The organism is Pseudoduganella sp. UC29_71, from assembly GCF_042693265.1.
GTDB lineage: Bacteria > Pseudomonadota > Gammaproteobacteria > Burkholderiales > Burkholderiaceae_D > Rugamonas.
Genome location: NZ_CP170549.1, coordinates 1,367,325 through 1,381,728, shown reverse-complemented (window position 1 = coordinate 1,381,728; position 14,404 = coordinate 1,367,325). Strand labels below are relative to the sequence as shown.

Annotated in this window: 12 protein-coding genes and 1 tRNA gene; 12 read left to right on the top strand and 1 reads right to left on the bottom strand. The window is 68.2% G+C overall.

Annotated features, from left to right (window positions below):
* The first annotated feature begins 176 nt into the window (after positions 1-176).
* The 3 genes from ACFJI2_RS06230 (at position 177) to ACFJI2_RS06220 (ending at position 8,089) form a co-directional block, all read left to right on the top strand.
* Positions 177-2,834, top strand: coding sequence for a diguanylate cyclase domain-containing protein (locus ACFJI2_RS06230; protein WP_377704231.1), 2,658 nt, complete (start codon positions 177-179; stop codon positions 2,832-2,834).
* Between the two features lie 82 nt (positions 2,835-2,916).
* Positions 2,917-4,215: an exonuclease SbcCD subunit D C-terminal domain-containing protein gene (locus ACFJI2_RS06225; RefSeq protein ID WP_377704230.1), complete on the top strand. Its 1,299-nt coding sequence runs from the start codon at positions 2,917-2,919 to the stop codon at positions 4,213-4,215.
* Positions 4,216-4,228: 13 nt separating this feature from the next.
* Complete coding sequence (locus tag ACFJI2_RS06220; RefSeq protein ID WP_377704229.1) at positions 4,229-8,089, top strand: AAA family ATPase; 3,861 nt, start codon at positions 4,229-4,231, stop codon at positions 8,087-8,089.
* On the opposite strand, the gene ACFJI2_RS06215 is transcribed toward ACFJI2_RS06220, so the two are convergent.
* Positions 8,086-8,244 (bottom strand): hypothetical protein, encoded by a 159-nt coding sequence (locus ACFJI2_RS06215; protein ID WP_165917984.1) that lies wholly within the window; start codon positions 8,242-8,244, stop codon positions 8,086-8,088. The two genes, ACFJI2_RS06220 and ACFJI2_RS06215, sit on opposite strands and share 4 nt — an antisense overlap.
* A 116-nt stretch (positions 8,245-8,360) precedes the next feature.
* On the opposite strand from ACFJI2_RS06215, the gene ACFJI2_RS06210 reads away from it, so the two are divergent.
* The 9 genes from ACFJI2_RS06210 (at position 8,361) to ACFJI2_RS06170 (ending at position 14,340) form a co-directional block, all read left to right on the top strand.
* Positions 8,361-8,813 (top strand): putative metalloprotease CJM1_0395 family protein, encoded by a 453-nt coding sequence (locus tag ACFJI2_RS06210; protein ID WP_377704228.1) that lies wholly within the window; start codon positions 8,361-8,363, stop codon positions 8,811-8,813.
* Positions 8,814-8,848: 35 nt separating this feature from the next.
* On the top strand, positions 8,849-9,061 hold the full coding sequence (locus ACFJI2_RS06205; RefSeq protein WP_107875433.1) for a hypothetical protein: 213 nt from the start codon (positions 8,849-8,851) through the stop codon (positions 9,059-9,061).
* Between the two features lie 77 nt (positions 9,062-9,138).
* Complete coding sequence (locus tag ACFJI2_RS06200; RefSeq protein ID WP_377704227.1) at positions 9,139-10,110, top strand: hypothetical protein; 972 nt, start codon at positions 9,139-9,141, stop codon at positions 10,108-10,110.
* Between the two features lie 141 nt (positions 10,111-10,251).
* Complete coding sequence (locus ACFJI2_RS06195) at positions 10,252-11,412, top strand: methyltransferase (RefSeq protein WP_377704226.1); 1,161 nt, start codon at positions 10,252-10,254, stop codon at positions 11,410-11,412.
* A 60-nt stretch (positions 11,413-11,472) separates the two neighbouring features.
* Positions 11,473-11,549, top strand: a tRNA-Met gene (locus ACFJI2_RS06190).
* 71 nt (positions 11,550-11,620) lie between these two features.
* Entirely contained in the window at positions 11,621-12,067 is a 447-nt protein-coding gene (locus tag ACFJI2_RS06185) for a YeeE/YedE family protein (protein WP_377704225.1), read from the top strand.
* A gap of 9 nt (positions 12,068-12,076) precedes the next feature.
* Positions 12,077-12,511: a DUF6691 family protein gene (locus ACFJI2_RS06180; protein ID WP_377704224.1), complete on the top strand. Its 435-nt coding sequence runs from the start codon at positions 12,077-12,079 to the stop codon at positions 12,509-12,511.
* Between the two features lies 1 nt (position 12,512).
* Positions 12,513-13,133, top strand: a complete 621-nt coding sequence (locus ACFJI2_RS06175; protein ID WP_377704223.1) for a class I SAM-dependent methyltransferase — start codon at positions 12,513-12,515, stop codon at positions 13,131-13,133.
* 94 nt (positions 13,134-13,227) lie between these two features.
* Entirely contained in the window at positions 13,228-14,340 is a 1,113-nt protein-coding gene (locus ACFJI2_RS06170; protein ID WP_377704222.1) for a sensor histidine kinase, read from the top strand.
* Positions 14,341-14,404 lie beyond the last annotated feature (64 nt).

Sequence of the window (14,404 nt, the reverse complement as noted above, 5' to 3'; positions counted from 1 at the left end):
ATTCTAAAGAAGAAAGCGCGCTTTGTTACACGTGCTGTCTACGAATGATTGAAGTTTTATCACTTTTCCCGGCGCGCCGGATTTTTTTGATTTGGGCGCGGCCCCAAGCGCCTGTTTTGCGTGCAGAATACCCATGACGGAGACTGCGTTATCCTAATAGGCCCCAAGGCGACCAATTGACAAGATCAGACAACCCAGTCCGGCGCCTGCTGCACAAACTGTACCGGGTGATACTGTTGCCCGCTTTCGCCCTCGGCTTGCTGATATCCATGTGGGGGGCCGTGGCTTACCAGGTCAACCAGGAATACCATAGCGCCCGCCACGAGGCCGTGCTGCACAGCCAGACCCTGGCCCGCACGCTGGCCGAACACACCAGCCACCTGCTGCGCCAGACCGAGCACGCCACCCAGCTGTTCAAGCTCAAATACGAAGAAACCGACGGCGCGCTGCGCCTGCCGGAGTTTACCCGCCGCGGCGGCCTGCTCGATTCGCTGATGCCGTCCCGCCTGGAGCTGCCGATTGCGCTGTACCTGCCGGACGGCACGCTGCTGGAAAGCCGCAACGGCTTCTTCAACCAGTCCATCGCCAGCGACTCCGTGTTCAGGATGCTGACGCTGGCGCAGGACGACGCGGCGCTGGCGTCCAACCCCATGGTGGAGCCGGTGACCAAAAAATGGCAGATCCAGATCGCGCGCCGCCTGAACGACAGCCAGGGCCGGTTCGCCGGCGTGGTGATGCTGATGGTGGACCCGGCCTATTTCGTCGAGGACTACGACCGCCTGCACGTGGAGGAAAACGGGCTGGTGATGCTGGTGAGCCGCGACTCCGGGCTGGCCATCGGCCGCATCGAGGAACATCTTTACATTAGCGACAAGATCGACTTCACCACCACCACCACCGACGCCTACGGCAGCGCCGACGAACTGATACTGCGGGAGCCGCTGGACGGCGTGGAGCGCATCTACAGCTACCGCGACCTGCCGCGCTACTCGCTGACGGCGGTGGTGGGCAATACCGTCACCTCGGCGATGGCGCGCTTCGAGCGGCAACGCAGCCTGTATTTCGCGCTGGCCAGCGTGGCCACCTTGCTGGTGGTCGGCTTTGCCGCGCTGCTGATGCAGCAAAGCGAGCGCCTGCGCCGCAGCATGCATGCGGCCAACGAGGCGCAGCAGAAGCTGCGCGCGGCGGCCGACGCCAGCCTGGATGCGGTGTTCCTGCTCAAGGCCTGCCGCTCGCATGCGCGCGGCGACATCATGGACTTCACGCTGGTGGACATGAACGAGCGCGGCGCGCGCATGCTGGAACTGCCGCGCGACACGCTGCTGGGCCAGCGCATCGGCGAACTGGTGCCGAACTGGCGCAAGGAAGGCTTTATCGACAAGTACCGCATGGTGCTGGAAACCGGCCAGCCGCTGGAAGAGGAATTCGAAACGCGCAACCTGCCCGGCGAGCCGCGCTGGCTGCGGCACCAGATCGTGGCCATCGACGACGGCGTCACCGTCACCACGCGCAACATCACTTCGCGCAAGCGCGACGAGCTGAAAATGCGGCAGAACCAGGCGGAGCTGGCGGCCGTCAACGACGCCTCGCCGCTGGGCCTGATCCGCGCCGACGCCAACGGCCATTGCACCTACGTCAACCGCACCTTCGAGGCCATCACCGGCCTGACGCGCGAGCAGGCGCTGGGCGACGCCTGGATGGCCGGCGTGCATCCGACCGACCGCGACGTGCTCAGGGCGGCCCTCAAGCACCTGCGCGAGACGCTGCAGCCCTTCCAGGACACGCTGCGCTGCGTGCACCCGGACGGCACCGTGGTGTGGACCTCGATGAAGGTGGCTCCCATCATCATCGACGGCCGCATCGACGGCTTTGTCGGCACGCTGGACGACATCACGCTGATGCGCAAGTCGGTCATGGCGCTGCGCGAGAGCGAGGCGCGCCTGCGCACCATCGCCGACACGCTGCCGGCCATGATCGCCTACGTGGACGAGGAAGAGGTGTACCGCTTCAACAACCTGGCCTACGAGCGGGAATTCAGCCAGAGCGGCATCGAAGTGATGGGCAAGACCATACGCGACACCGTGGGCGAGGCGCGCTACCAGTACCTGCAGCCCTACATCCAGCGCGCGCTGGCCGGCGAAACCCTGTCCTTCGAGGAGGACGACGAAAGCCATGGCCTGGTGCGCAGCTTCGAGGTGATCTACATTCCGCAGTTCGACGAGGACGGCTACAGCGTGGTGGGCTTCCATGTGATGCGGCAGGACATCACGGCGCAAAAGCGCGAAAAACAGCGCCTGCTCAAACTGTCGCAGGTGGACGCCCTGACCGGCCTGACCAACCGCGCCGGCTTCCTGCAGGAGCTGAACAACGCCATGGCCGCCAGCCGCGACAACGGCACCCTGATGGCCGTCATGTACATGGACATCGACCGCTTCAAGCCGGTCAACGACACCTATGGCCACAGCGTGGGCGACTCGCTGCTGAAGGTGTTCTCGGCGCGCCTGACGCACGCCATGCGCGCCAGCGACATCATCGCCCGCCTGGGCGGGGACGAATTCACCATCATCGTCGAACGCCTGCCGCGCGCCGAGGACGCGGAGAACCTGGCGGCCAAGATCGTCACCACCATGCAGGCGCCGTTCGAGCTGGACGCGGCCACCGTATCGGTCTCCACCAGCATCGGCCTGACCTTCTACCGGGGCGAGGACGTCACCCCGGCCGAGCTGTTGAACCGGGCCGACATGCTGCTGTACCAGGCCAAACAGGCCGGCCGCAACACCTACCGCGCCGGCGCCCCGCTACCCGAGCCGCAGCCCGCCTCGAACGCCGCTTGATCGTGTGCTTGGATATTCGTCAACGCCTGCCGGGCCAACTTAGGCTATATTGAGCGCTTTTCCCGCTTCGCCCTGGCAATCCATGCGTCTGCTGCACACCTCCGACTGGCACCTGGGCCAGTCACTCCACAATTTCGAGCGCAACTACGAGCACCAGTGCTTTCTTGACTGGCTGCTGGACACCATCGTGGCCGAGCAGGCCGACGCCCTGCTGATCGCCGGCGACGTGTTCGACAACGCCAATCCCTCGTCCGCCTCGCAGCGCCAGCTGTACCGCTTCCTGCAGCAGGCCAGGGCGCGCGCGCCGCGGCTGGACCTGATCGTCATCGCCGGCAACCACGACTCGCCGGGCCGCCTGGAGGCCCCCGGCCCGCTGCTCGAAGCGCATGGCACGCAGGTGATCGGCAACGTGCCGCGCGGCGCCGACGGCCGGATCGACGTGGAACGCCTGGTGCTGCCGCTGACCGGCAAGAGCGGCGCCGTGGAAGCGTGGTGCCTGGCCATCCCCTTCCTGCGCCCCGGCGACGTGCCGCGCCCCGAGGCCGCGCCCGCCCCGGACAGTGGCCAACCGGCCGCGCCGCCCGCAGCAGACGGCGCGGCCGCCTCGCCCGCCGCCGCCGATCCTTACCTGGCCGGCATCGCCCTGCTCTACCAGCAAGCCTTCGCCGTGGCGCAGGCGCGCCGCCAGCCCGGCCAGGCCATCGTCGCCATGGGCCACTGCCACATGGTGGACGGCCAGATGTCGAACGACTCCGAGCGCCGCATCGTCATCGGCGGCACCGAAATGCTGCCCGCCGGGATATTCGCCCCGTCCATCGCCTACGCCGCGCTGGGCCACTTGCACCTGGCGCAATCGGTCGGCAAGCAGGAGCGCATCCGCTACTGCGGCAGCCCGATTCCGCTGTCGTTCGCCGAAGTCGGCTACCGCCACCAGATCCTGCGCATCGACATCGAAAACGGCGCGGACGCCGAGGTCAGTTCCATTCCCGTGCCGCGCGCGGTGGAGCTGATGCGCGTGCCCGCAAAGCCAGCCCCGCTGGAGCAGGTGCTGGAAGAACTGGCCGCCCTGCCCGCCGACAGCGAGCTGGCGCCGGACGCCCATCCCTTCCTCGAAGTGCGCGTGCTGCTGGACGCCCCGCAGCCCGGCATGCGCGCCCGCGTGGAAGCGGCGCTGGAAGGCAAGCCGGTGCGCCTGGCGAAAATCGAAACTTCCACGCCCAGCCGCGCCCCATCGCTGGATGACGCGCAGCTGACGCTGGACCAGCTGGGCAAGCTGCAGCCGGACGACATCTTCAAGCGCCTGTACCGGCAGCGCTTCGGCAACGAAGCCCCGGCCGAGCAACTGAGCGCCTTCGCCGAGCTGATGCTGCCCGGCGCCTGAACAAAGAACACCTATGCGTATCCTGAGAATCGGCGGTAAAAACCTGGCCTCGCTGGCCGGAGAATTCAGTGTGGACTTCGAACAGGAGCCGCTGGCCTCCACCGGCCTGTTCGCCATCAGCGGCCCCACCGGCGCCGGCAAAAGCACCCTGCTCGATGCACTGTGCCTGGCGCTGTACGACGCCACCCCGCGCCTGCTCAAGGCGCTCGGCCGCAGCATGCTGCCCGACGTGGGCACCGAAACCGTCACCACGCAGGACACCCGCAACCTGCTGCGCCGGGGCGCGGCCGAAGGCTATGCGGAGGTCGATTTCGTCGGCAGCGACAACCAGCGCTACCGCGCGCGCTGGAGCGTGCGCCGCTCGCGCAACAAGGCCGAAGGCGCGCTGCAGCCAACCGCCATGGGCTTGCAGCAGCTTCCCGCGCTGCTGCCCGTGGGCGGCACCAAGACTGAGGTGAAGGCCGAAATCGAAAAGCGCATCGGCCTGTCGTTCGAGCAGTTCACACGCGCCGTGCTGCTGGCGCAAAACGAGTTCGCCACCTTCCTCAAAGCGGACGACAACGAGCGCGGCGAGCTGCTCGAGACGCTGACCGGCAGTACGGTCTACAGCGAGATCTCGATGCGCGCTTTCGAGCGCGCCAAGCTGGAACTGGCGGCTTTGCAGCGCCTGACCGGACGCCTGGCGGACCAGAAGCCGCTCAGCGGGGAGGAGCGCGCCGCGCTGGAGGCACTCAGCACGGAAGCCGACGCCGTGGTGGCGGGACTGGATGCGCAAAAGGCCGTGCTGGAACAGGAACTGCGCTGGCATCAGCAGGCGCAAAGGCTGGAGCAAAGCGAGCTGCAGGCGCAGCATGCCTTGCAGGAGCGCGTGGCCGAGTCGGAAGCGGCCGCGCCGCGCCGCGCCGTGCTGGCGCAACTGGACGCCGTGCAGGCCGCGCGTCCGCTGGCGGCGGACGTGACGCGCATTGAAGACGAAATACAGGCTGCGCAAGCCGCGCTGGCGGCGCGCAAGCTGGAATCGGAACAGGCGCTGCAAGCGCAGGCGCAGTCTGCCGCCGCGCTGCAGCAGTCCGAGGCGGCCGTGGCCGATGCGGAGGCGGCGCAGCGCAATGCGGGGCCGCAGCTGGACCAGGCCAAGGCGCTGGACGCGCGCATCGAAGCCATGCTGCCCGCGCACAGGCAGGCCAGCGCCGCGCTGGAAACGGCCAGCCAGGCCGACAAGGCGGCCCGCAGCGCGCTGCAGAACAAGCAGGTCGAGCACCGCCAGTTGAGCGCGGCGCAGGATCATGGCGCCGCGTGGCTGGCGCACCACCAGCAATGGCAGGCGCTGGCCGAGTCGTGGCAGAAGTGGGACGTGCTGTTCGTGCAGGCCGGACAAGCCGCCTCGCAAGCCGAGAAGCACAGCTACGCGCTGGCGGCGGTGCAGCGGCAGGCCGCCCACCACCGCGACGAGGAAGCCCGCGCCACGGCCAGCCTGGCCGGCGCCAGCGAGCGCCTGCAGGCATTGGAAGCGCAGCGCCAGCAAGCCATCGCCGCGCTGGCGTCGTTCGACGCGGACGCCATGCATGCGCGCCGCCGCACGCTCGAACAGCGGCGCGACTTGCTTGTCACCGGCGAGAAGGCGTGGTCGGAGCTGGACGCGCGCCGGCAGCGCAAGGCCCAGCTGGACGGCGAGGCGGCGCAGCAGCAGCGCAGCAAGGAGGCGGCCGAGAAGAACCTGGCGGACGCGCAGCAGCACTACGCCGTGCTGATGGCCACCTTCGGCCAGGCCGAGCGCTCGCTCAAGCTGGCCGAGGCGGCGTGCGCGGAAAGCGTCGAGAAGCTGCGCGCCACACTGCAGGACCACACACCCTGCCCGGTGTGCGGCGCCGAGGAGCATCCCTACCGGCACGACAACGGCGCGCTCGCCGCCATGCACGCCAGCCTGCAGGCCGAGGTGACGCATTGCCGCGAGCAGCTGCAGAAGAACATCGAGCAGCAGACCTTCCAGCGCACCACGGCGCAAAACAGCGTCGAGCGGCTGGCGGTGCTGGCCACCGAACAGCACGCGCTCGCCGACGCCCTGGCCCGCGCCACCGCCGCCTGGGACGCCCACCCGCTCGCGCCGGAAGCCGCCGCCGCGCATGCCACGCATGCCACGGATGCAATGCATGCCACTTGGTTCGCCGCCGAACTGGCGTCCGCGCGCGAAGCCCTGCAGCTGATCGACCAGCAGGAGCTGGCCCTGCGCCGCGCCGGCGCCGCGCGCGACCAGGCGCAGCAAGCCTGCGACACCGCATCGGCCGAGCACGCGCGCCTGCACGCCACGGCGGCCGCCGCGCAAGCCGCGCTGGCGCAATCGAATGCCGAATACCAGGCGCTGGAAGACAAGCGCATCGAAGTCGCGCTCCAGCTGAGCGGATTGCTGGACGAACTGGACTCCGCCTTCAGCAGCATCGACCTGCCCAACGAAGGCTGGAAAGACGAGTGGAAAGCCGGTCCCGCACGCTTCCACGAAGCGCGCCGCGCCGAAGCCAAACAGTGGCAAACCCACCGCACCCAGCTTGACGAGCGCGCCCATGCCTTCGCCGCGCTGGACGCAGAACTGCACGCGCTGGCCGCCGCCCAGGCCAAGACCGGCCACGACGCCGACACCGCCCGCGCCGCCTTCGGCACCGCCGACGCCGCCCTGCACGCCATGCAGGAGCAGCGCATGGCGCTCTGGGGCGGCAAGGAAGTGCGTGACGTGGAAGCCCAGCTGCAAGCCGCCATCGCCGCCGCCCGCGCGCGCCACGCGGCCCAGCAGCAAGCCAGCCAGCATGCCGCCCAGCAGCGCGTGCGCGCCGAGGAGGCCATCGCGCAATCGGCCAGCCGCCTCGACGCGCTGCACGCCGCCGCCGAAACCGCCGCCACGCGCCTGTCGGACTGGCTGGACGCCTTCAACCGCGACCAGGCCGCGCAAGCCGGCGCCGGAAGCGCTGGCGGCGACCTGTTTGCCGGCGCCGCCGTGCCGGACCTGGAGGCCGAGCCGCTGCCGCCGGCCGTCACGCTGGCGGAGCTGCTGGCCCTGCTGGCCTGCCCCGCCGACGCCATCCGCATAGAACGCGAAGCGCTGCAGGCGCTCGACCACGCCGCCGCCACCGCCGCCACCGTGCTCAAGGAGCGCCAGCTCCAGCGCCGGCGGCACGCGGACAGCGCCCCGGCCAACAGCGCCCACACCATGGACACGCTGGCGCAAGCCCTGGACGCCCTGTCCGCCGAGCGCAAGCAAGCGCACGACGCGGCCGCCGCGCACCGCCTCGGCATCGCGCAGGACAATGACAAGCGCCAGCGCGCGCACGCCATGCTGGCGGAAATCGAACAACAGGAAGCCATTGAACAGCGCTGGGCGCGCCTGAATGAACTGATCGGCTCGGCTGACGGCAAAAAATTCCGCAACTACGCCCAGCAATTCACACTGGACGTACTGCTGGGCTACGCCAACGCCCACTTGAGCCACCTGGCGCGCCGCTACCAGCTGGAACGCATCAACCACCACAACGGCCCGTCGCTGGGCCTGCTGGTGCGCGACCAGGACATGGGCGGCGAAATGCGCTCGGTGCACTCGCTGTCCGGCGGCGAGTCCTTCCTCGTTTCGCTGGCGCTCGCGCTGGGACTGGCGTCGCTGTCATCCAACCGCGTGCGGGTGGAATCGCTGTTCATCGACGAAGGCTTCGGCAGCCTGGACGCTGAAACGCTGCGCGTCGCGATGGACGCGCTGGACGGCCTGCAAGCGATGGGCCGCAAAGTCGGCGTCATCTCCCACGTACAGGAAATGACGGAAAGAATCTCCACCCGCATCCTGGTGCAACCGTCGGCGGGCGGCAAGAGCGTGGTATCAGTACTAGCTTCCTAGCGCACCGGCAACTCGCGCCGCTCCACTTTCACCACCAGATCCCAGCCCAGCTCGCGCCGGATCTGCTGCGGGTCGGGCGGCGGGCGGCGTTCCACCAGCTTGGTCTGCAGCCACAGGCGGACTGCTTCCTTGGTCGGTTGTTTCTTCTGATCCACGGCTAGCCTCTTTAAGCAACGTTCGGATACTTGTTCAACGCGGCCCGGAATTTTCAGTTGACCGTGCGGCCCCGAATACAACACTTTGTTACGCTTTTTGCTAACATGGAATGACGATGAGCATCAGCGCCCTCTCCCCGCCCCCCGCTACGGCCGCGCCCCCCAGCGCGCAGGCCAGGGTGCAGCTCACGCCCGAGCAGCTGGCGCAGATCGAAAAACTCAAGCAGCGCGACACCGAAGTGCGCCAGCACGAGCTGGCCCATCTGTCCGCTTCCGGCGGCCTGGCCACCTCCGGACCCAGCTACACCTACCAGCGCGGCCCGAACGGCGTGAGCTATGCGGTGGGCGGCGAAGTCAATATCGACACCTCACCCGGCGCCACGCCGCAGGAAACCATCGCCCGCGCCCGTACCATCCAGGCCGCCGCACTGGCGCCGGCCGAGCCGTCCGGCCAGGACCGCGCCGTGGCCGCGCGCGCCCAGCAGCTGGAGCAGCAGGCGCGCAGCGAGCTGGAGCAGGCATATTCGCCCGCCGCAGCCGCCAGGCCGACCGTCGACGTCTACGCTTGATGCTAAAATCTTCCCTTTTTGCCGCGAGCCATACCATGCTGAAAGCCCCACGCACGCTGACGTTCAAATGCGTAAAATGCAACAAATCGGTCCAGGTTTTCCTGCAGAAAGTCTCGGCCTGCTCCCATATCCAGCCCTACCAGGGCATCTGCCAGTGCGGCGAAGTGAAGCGCCACGCCACCGGCCAGAAAGACGCCGTGCAGTCCTACCTGGCGTCGCCGGACGGCAGCTGGTCGCACCACCATTAATAAATTGATACGAAGCCGGCACTAAAGATTTCGGAGTTCCTGCCGATAAAATAGGAAACCCGTTAATAGGTGCCGCAATGTCCACACTTTCCCCTCTGAGCTCACGCCAGTACCAACCCGCCAGCCTGCCTGTTGCCAATCAGCAAACAGATAGCAAGAACGCGCGCGTCGGCAAGTCCTCTCTGATGGAGAAAGCGCAGAACGATCTCGTTTCGCTGTCCAAGAACGGGGTGGACCTGCAGCAGCGCGTCGAGTCGCTGGGCCATTCCACCGTGGACCTGGCGCAAAACCTGCTCGGCAGCTTCGCGCAGCAGCTGTTCGGCGATTCGGCCAAGGGCGCCACCGTGTCGTTCGACTCGGTCAGCCTGGAGTCGTCGTCCACCTTCGCCGCCGGCGTGCAGCAAAGCCAGGGCGCGAACGGCACCACCAATGCGGCAGCGTTCAGCCTGACGGAAAGCTCGCATTTCCTGGGTAAAGGCACGATTACCACGGCAGACGGCCGCAGTTTCGATTTCGAAGTGGAAGTGCAGTACGACTATGCGCTGGAAGCGGCCGCCAGCCAGACCACCGGCGGCGCCAATGCCGCCAATGCCGGCGCCGGCAAGCCGCCGCGCTCGGCAGCGGACCCGCTGCCGGCCGTTGAATTCCCGGACATTAAATTCCCTGGCAGCCTGCAGGACCTGTTCCGCCTGTTCGACAAGCCGCTCAAGACCGACGTGGTGCAGGACGACCAGTCCGGCCAGCAGCAAAAACTGGGCACGCTGTCGCTGCGCCTGCTCAACCTGGTCAACAGCACCGACCAGCTGGACAACTACGGCCAGCACAACGGCAATGGCAATGGCAAGTCCAAGGCCGTGGCCCATGCATACGGCACGCAGGAAACCCCGGTACCGACCCTGGCCAAAATGCCGGGCAGCGTGCCGGAGGCGGCAGCCGCGCTGGCGGCGGCCAATCCGCCGGCCCCGGCGCCTGCCCCCGCGCCGGCTCCGGCCCCCGCCGAACCGGCTCCGGCCGCGCCCGCCCCAGCCGATCCGCAGCCGGCCGCCTGAAACGCCGCGCCTGGGCACGGGCGACACGGGCCATACGGGCTGGCCGGGCCGCCCGGCGCGCCCCGCGTATAATAGAGTCCCTATACAGAACCGCCGCCCGCACGCGGCGGTTCTGCCGTTTACCTACAGATTGAAGATTCCATGACCACAGCCACTCCCGAAGCACAATACATCCACTGGACCGAAAACGGCGAGGACCGCTCGGCCCGCTGGCGCTCGGAGAGCGGCATGGCGCCGCCCAAGCGCATCGTGCAGGCAGACGACACCACCAACGCCGACACCGCCTACCGCCTGGCGTGCGAAGGCACGGCCCTGCTGTGGCGCGGCGACTTCCAGAACGCGCGCCAGCTGCTGCAGGCGCTGGCCCGCCGTGCCGACCACAAGGGCAGCAAGGGCAAGAAAGCCAAGGCGCCCAAGGTGCCGGCTACGACCACCGAAGCCTTCCACCTGCACCGCCAGGCGCAGTCGCAGCGCGGCCGCACGCTGGCCATGCTGCTGATCCCCTTCGAAGCCGACTACAGCATCCCGCTGCGCCGCGCGCCGGACGTGAAACTGGCTTGCAACGAAGCCTACGGCCGCGGCGAGGAAGCGTTCGCCATGTCGCTGCGCGAACTGCTGGGCGTGATCGGCGCGCACGAGTGGCGCCGCAACGGCGTGGAGATTCCCGCGCTGGGCGAGCGCATCCATCCGCATTACGGCGTGTTCTCGCCGGTGCGCGGCGAATACGTGGCGCTGGTGAACGAAGCGCCGCTGCCGAAGAACGCCAGGCTGGCGTTCGACATCGGCGTCGGCACCGGCGTGCTGTCGGCCGTGCTGGCGCGGCGCGGCGTGGAGCGCGTGGTGGCCACCGACCAGGACCCGCGCGCGCTGCGCTGCGCGCGCGACAACCTGCAGCAGCTGGGCCTGGCCGAGCAAGTGGAACTGGTGAACGCCAACCTGTTCCCGGAAGGCCGCGCGCCGCTGGTGGTGTGCAACCCGCCGTGGCTGCCCGCCCGCCCCAGCTCGCCGATCGAGCACGCCGTGTACGACCCGGACAGCGCCATGCTGCGCGGTTTCCTCGGCGGCCTCAAAGAGCACCTGGCGCCGGGCGGTGAAGGCTGGCTGATCCTGTCCGATCTGGCCGAGCACCTGGGCCTGCGTCCGCGCGAGCAGCTGATGGAGTGGATCGCCGCGGCCGGCCTGACAGTGCTGGACCGCCACGACGTGCGCCCCACCCACCCGCGCGCCGCCGACGCAACGGACCCGCTGCACGCGGCGCGCGCGGCCGAGGTAACCTCGCTGTGGCGTTTGGCCGCCGCATAGGGCCGTGTAAAATCTGCCCTTGCGGAATGAAACAGGCTTGTATATAATTCGGGCCTCAGACGCGGGGTGGAGCAGTCTGGCAGCTCGTCGGGCTCATAACCCGAAGGTCACAGGTTCAAATCCTGTCCCCGCAACCAGATTCAAAAAGCCGCTGATTTCGCAAGAAATCAGCGGCTTTTTCTCATTGCAGGCCGAATACGGGAGAAGCATGATGGACATCGACTGGGCGCATTTCACGCCGTGGGCCAGCCTGGCGGGCGGCGCGCTGATCGGCTTGGCGGCGGCACTGCTGGTGCTGTTCAATGGCCGCATCGCCGGCATCAGCGGCATACTGGGCGGACTGCTGCCCTGGCCCAAGGGCGATACCACGTGGCGGCTGGCCTTCCTGGCCGGCCTGGTGGGCGCGCCGCTGGTCTACGCGCTGCTGCATCCGTTGCCCGAGGTGCAGAGCGACGCCGGCACCGCCGCGCTGGTCGCGGCCGGCCTGCTGGTGGGCGTGGGCACGCGCTACGGCTCCGGCTGCACCAGCGGACACGGCGTGTGCGGCATCTCGCGCCTGTCGCCGCGCTCGCTGGCGGCCACTGCCGCGTTCATGGCGGCCGGCTTCGTCACCGTGTACGTCGTGCGCCACCTGGCCGCGCACCTGGCCGCATAAGGAACTGACATGCAGATCTTGATGGCATTGATCACCGGCCTGCTGTTCGGCCTCGGCCTCATCCTGTCGGGCATGACCAACCCGGCCAAGGTGACCGGCTTCCTGGACCTGGCCGGACACTGGGACCCGTCGCTGGCTTTCGTCATGGGCGGCGCCATCGGCGTGGCGCTGGTGGCGTTCCGCGTTGCCGGCAAACGCACCAGCTCGTTGCTGGGCGCACCGATGCGCCTGCCCGCCGCCGGCCTGATCGACCGCCGGCTGGTGCTGGGCAGCCTGGCCTTCGGCGTGGGCTGGGGCCTGGCCGGCTATTGCCCCGGCCCCGCGCTGGCGTCGCTGGCCAGCGGCGGCAGCAAGCCCTTGATCTTCGCGGCGGCCATGCTGGCCGGCATGGCGATCTTCGAGGTGCTGGAGCGCGCCCGCGCGCGCCGCCGCGCAGGAGCCTGACATGGGCCGCTTTCCCGAATCCGCCACCGTCTGGGACGAACGCTACAGCGGCCAGGACTTCCTGTTCGGCACCGCCCCGAACGCCTGGCTGGCGCGCCAGGCCGCCCTGCTGAAGCCCGGCCAGCGCGCGCTGGCCATCGCCGACGGCGAGGGCCGCAACGGGGTCTGGCTCGCGCGCCAGGGCTTGCAGGTGGATGCGTTCGACCTGTCGGCCGTGGGCATGGCCAAGGCCGCGGCGCTGGCGCAGCAGCACGGCGTGCAGCTCAACGTGCGCGTATGCGACTGCGACGCCTGGGACTGGCAGCCTGAGGCCTATGACTGCGTGGTGGCCATCTTCATCCAGTTCGCCGATCCGGTGCTGCGCGCCCGGCTGTTCGAGCGCATGGTGGCGACACTGAAGCCGGGCGGCCTGCTGATCCTGCAGGGCTACACGCTCAAGCAGCTGGACTACAAGACCGGCGGCCCGGGCGAACCCGCGCATCTGTACACGCCCGAACTGATCCGCGAGGCGTTTGCCGGGCTGGACATCCTCGACCTGCAAGACTACGAGGACGAGCTGCACGAGGGCAGCCGCCACATCGGCCGCTCCGCGCTGCTGGGGCTGGTCGCCCGCAAACCCTGATGTTTCCTATCTCGCGCCGCTGAGCTGAGTCCCACGCTAACATGCAAGTTGGAAATAAGCGCCATCCGCTTATTCCATAGCGAAGGAGATCGCGATGACGCTGGCGACGGACCAAAAGCTCGATACGCGCGGCTTGTCGGCAACATCCAGGGCACTGCTCGCCATCCGCGAAGCGGTACTGGACCGCTGGGAACGCGACGTGCGCGAGCACGTGGAAGGGGCGCGCGAGGTTGCCGGCCCCGTGCTGATCAACACACTGCCGGCCTTCTTCGACAACCTGGCCGAAGCCATCACGCCCAGCTATCCCAGGGCCAACGCCACCAGCAACACCAATGCGGCAGCCGTCCACGGCGGCGAGCGCGCCCGCATGACCACCTTCAAGCCGGACCAGATTGTCCACGAATACCAGCTGTTCAAGCGTGCCGTGCTGGGCGTGGCGCAGGAAAACGGCATCGAGCTGAACGCCGACGAGCGCGCCTCGGTGGAACATTCCGTGGACTGCGCAGCGCGCGAATCGATCCGCGAATTCACCGCCATGCACGAGGACATGCGCCAGCGCCTGGCGGCGGGCTTGTCGCACGACATGCGCTCGCCGCTGGCCGTCATCGCCAACGCGGCCCACCTGATCGGCATGTCGTCCGACCTGGCGGGGGCGCAGGCGATGTCGGCCAAGATCGCCGCCAACGCCAAGCGGCTGGAGCAGATGATGGAAGAACTGCTCGATGCCCTCACCTTCGAACGCACCGAAAAGCTGCCGCTGTCGCTGTCCCGCTTCGACATGCGCGAGCTGGCGCTGTCGGTGCAGCAGGAATTCAACAGCCTGCGCGCCGGCGCGGTGGAAGTGAGCGGCAGCAGCGTGATGGGCTACTGGTGCCACAACTCCATGTGCCGGGCGCTGGAAAACCTGGTGGTGAACGCCTTCAAATACGGCGACGGCAAGCCCATCCGGATCAACGTGGACGACACGCGCGGCCGACTCATGCTGTCGGTCCACAACACCGGCGCGCCCATCCCGCCGGAGCAGCACGGCCGCATCTTCGGCTACCTGCGGCGCGAAAGCGGCGCCGGCAAGGCCGGCTGGGGCATCGGCCTACCCTTCGTGCGCGCGGTGGCGGAAAGCCATGGCGGCAGCGCCGCCGTGGACAGCTCGGCCGCCGGCGGCACCACATTTATGATCGACGTGCTGGTGGACTGCCGGAATTGCTAAAGAATCAGCGGCTTTTTCTTGCGGCAATGATAAACTTTGCCGCTTGAAAATCTTTCATGAGGAG

What these genes read in the sequence shown, in the direction of transcription:
- ACFJI2_RS06185 (WP_377704225.1), top strand. Translation starts at nt 11,621, where the DNA reads ATGATGGACATCGACTGGGCGCATTTCACGCCGTGGGCCAGCCTGGCG.
- ACFJI2_RS06210 (WP_377704228.1), top strand. Translation starts at nt 8,361, where the DNA reads ATGAGCATCAGCGCCCTCTCCCCGCCCCCCGCTACGGCCGCGCCCCCC.
- ACFJI2_RS06200 (WP_377704227.1), top strand. Translation starts at nt 9,139, where the DNA reads ATGTCCACACTTTCCCCTCTGAGCTCACGCCAGTACCAACCCGCCAGC.
- ACFJI2_RS06180 (WP_377704224.1), top strand. Translation starts at nt 12,077, where the DNA reads ATGCAGATCTTGATGGCATTGATCACCGGCCTGCTGTTCGGCCTCGGC.
- ACFJI2_RS06170 (WP_377704222.1), top strand. Translation starts at nt 13,228, where the DNA reads ATGACGCTGGCGACGGACCAAAAGCTCGATACGCGCGGCTTGTCGGCA.
- ACFJI2_RS06195 (WP_377704226.1), top strand. Translation starts at nt 10,252, where the DNA reads ATGACCACAGCCACTCCCGAAGCACAATACATCCACTGGACCGAAAAC.
- ACFJI2_RS06220 (WP_377704229.1), top strand. Translation starts at nt 4,229, where the DNA reads ATGCGTATCCTGAGAATCGGCGGTAAAAACCTGGCCTCGCTGGCCGGA.
- ACFJI2_RS06205 (WP_107875433.1), top strand. Translation starts at nt 8,849, where the DNA reads ATGCTGAAAGCCCCACGCACGCTGACGTTCAAATGCGTAAAATGCAAC.
- ACFJI2_RS06225 (WP_377704230.1), top strand. Translation starts at nt 2,917, where the DNA reads ATGCGTCTGCTGCACACCTCCGACTGGCACCTGGGCCAGTCACTCCAC.
- ACFJI2_RS06175 (WP_377704223.1), top strand. Translation starts at nt 12,513, where the DNA reads ATGGGCCGCTTTCCCGAATCCGCCACCGTCTGGGACGAACGCTACAGC.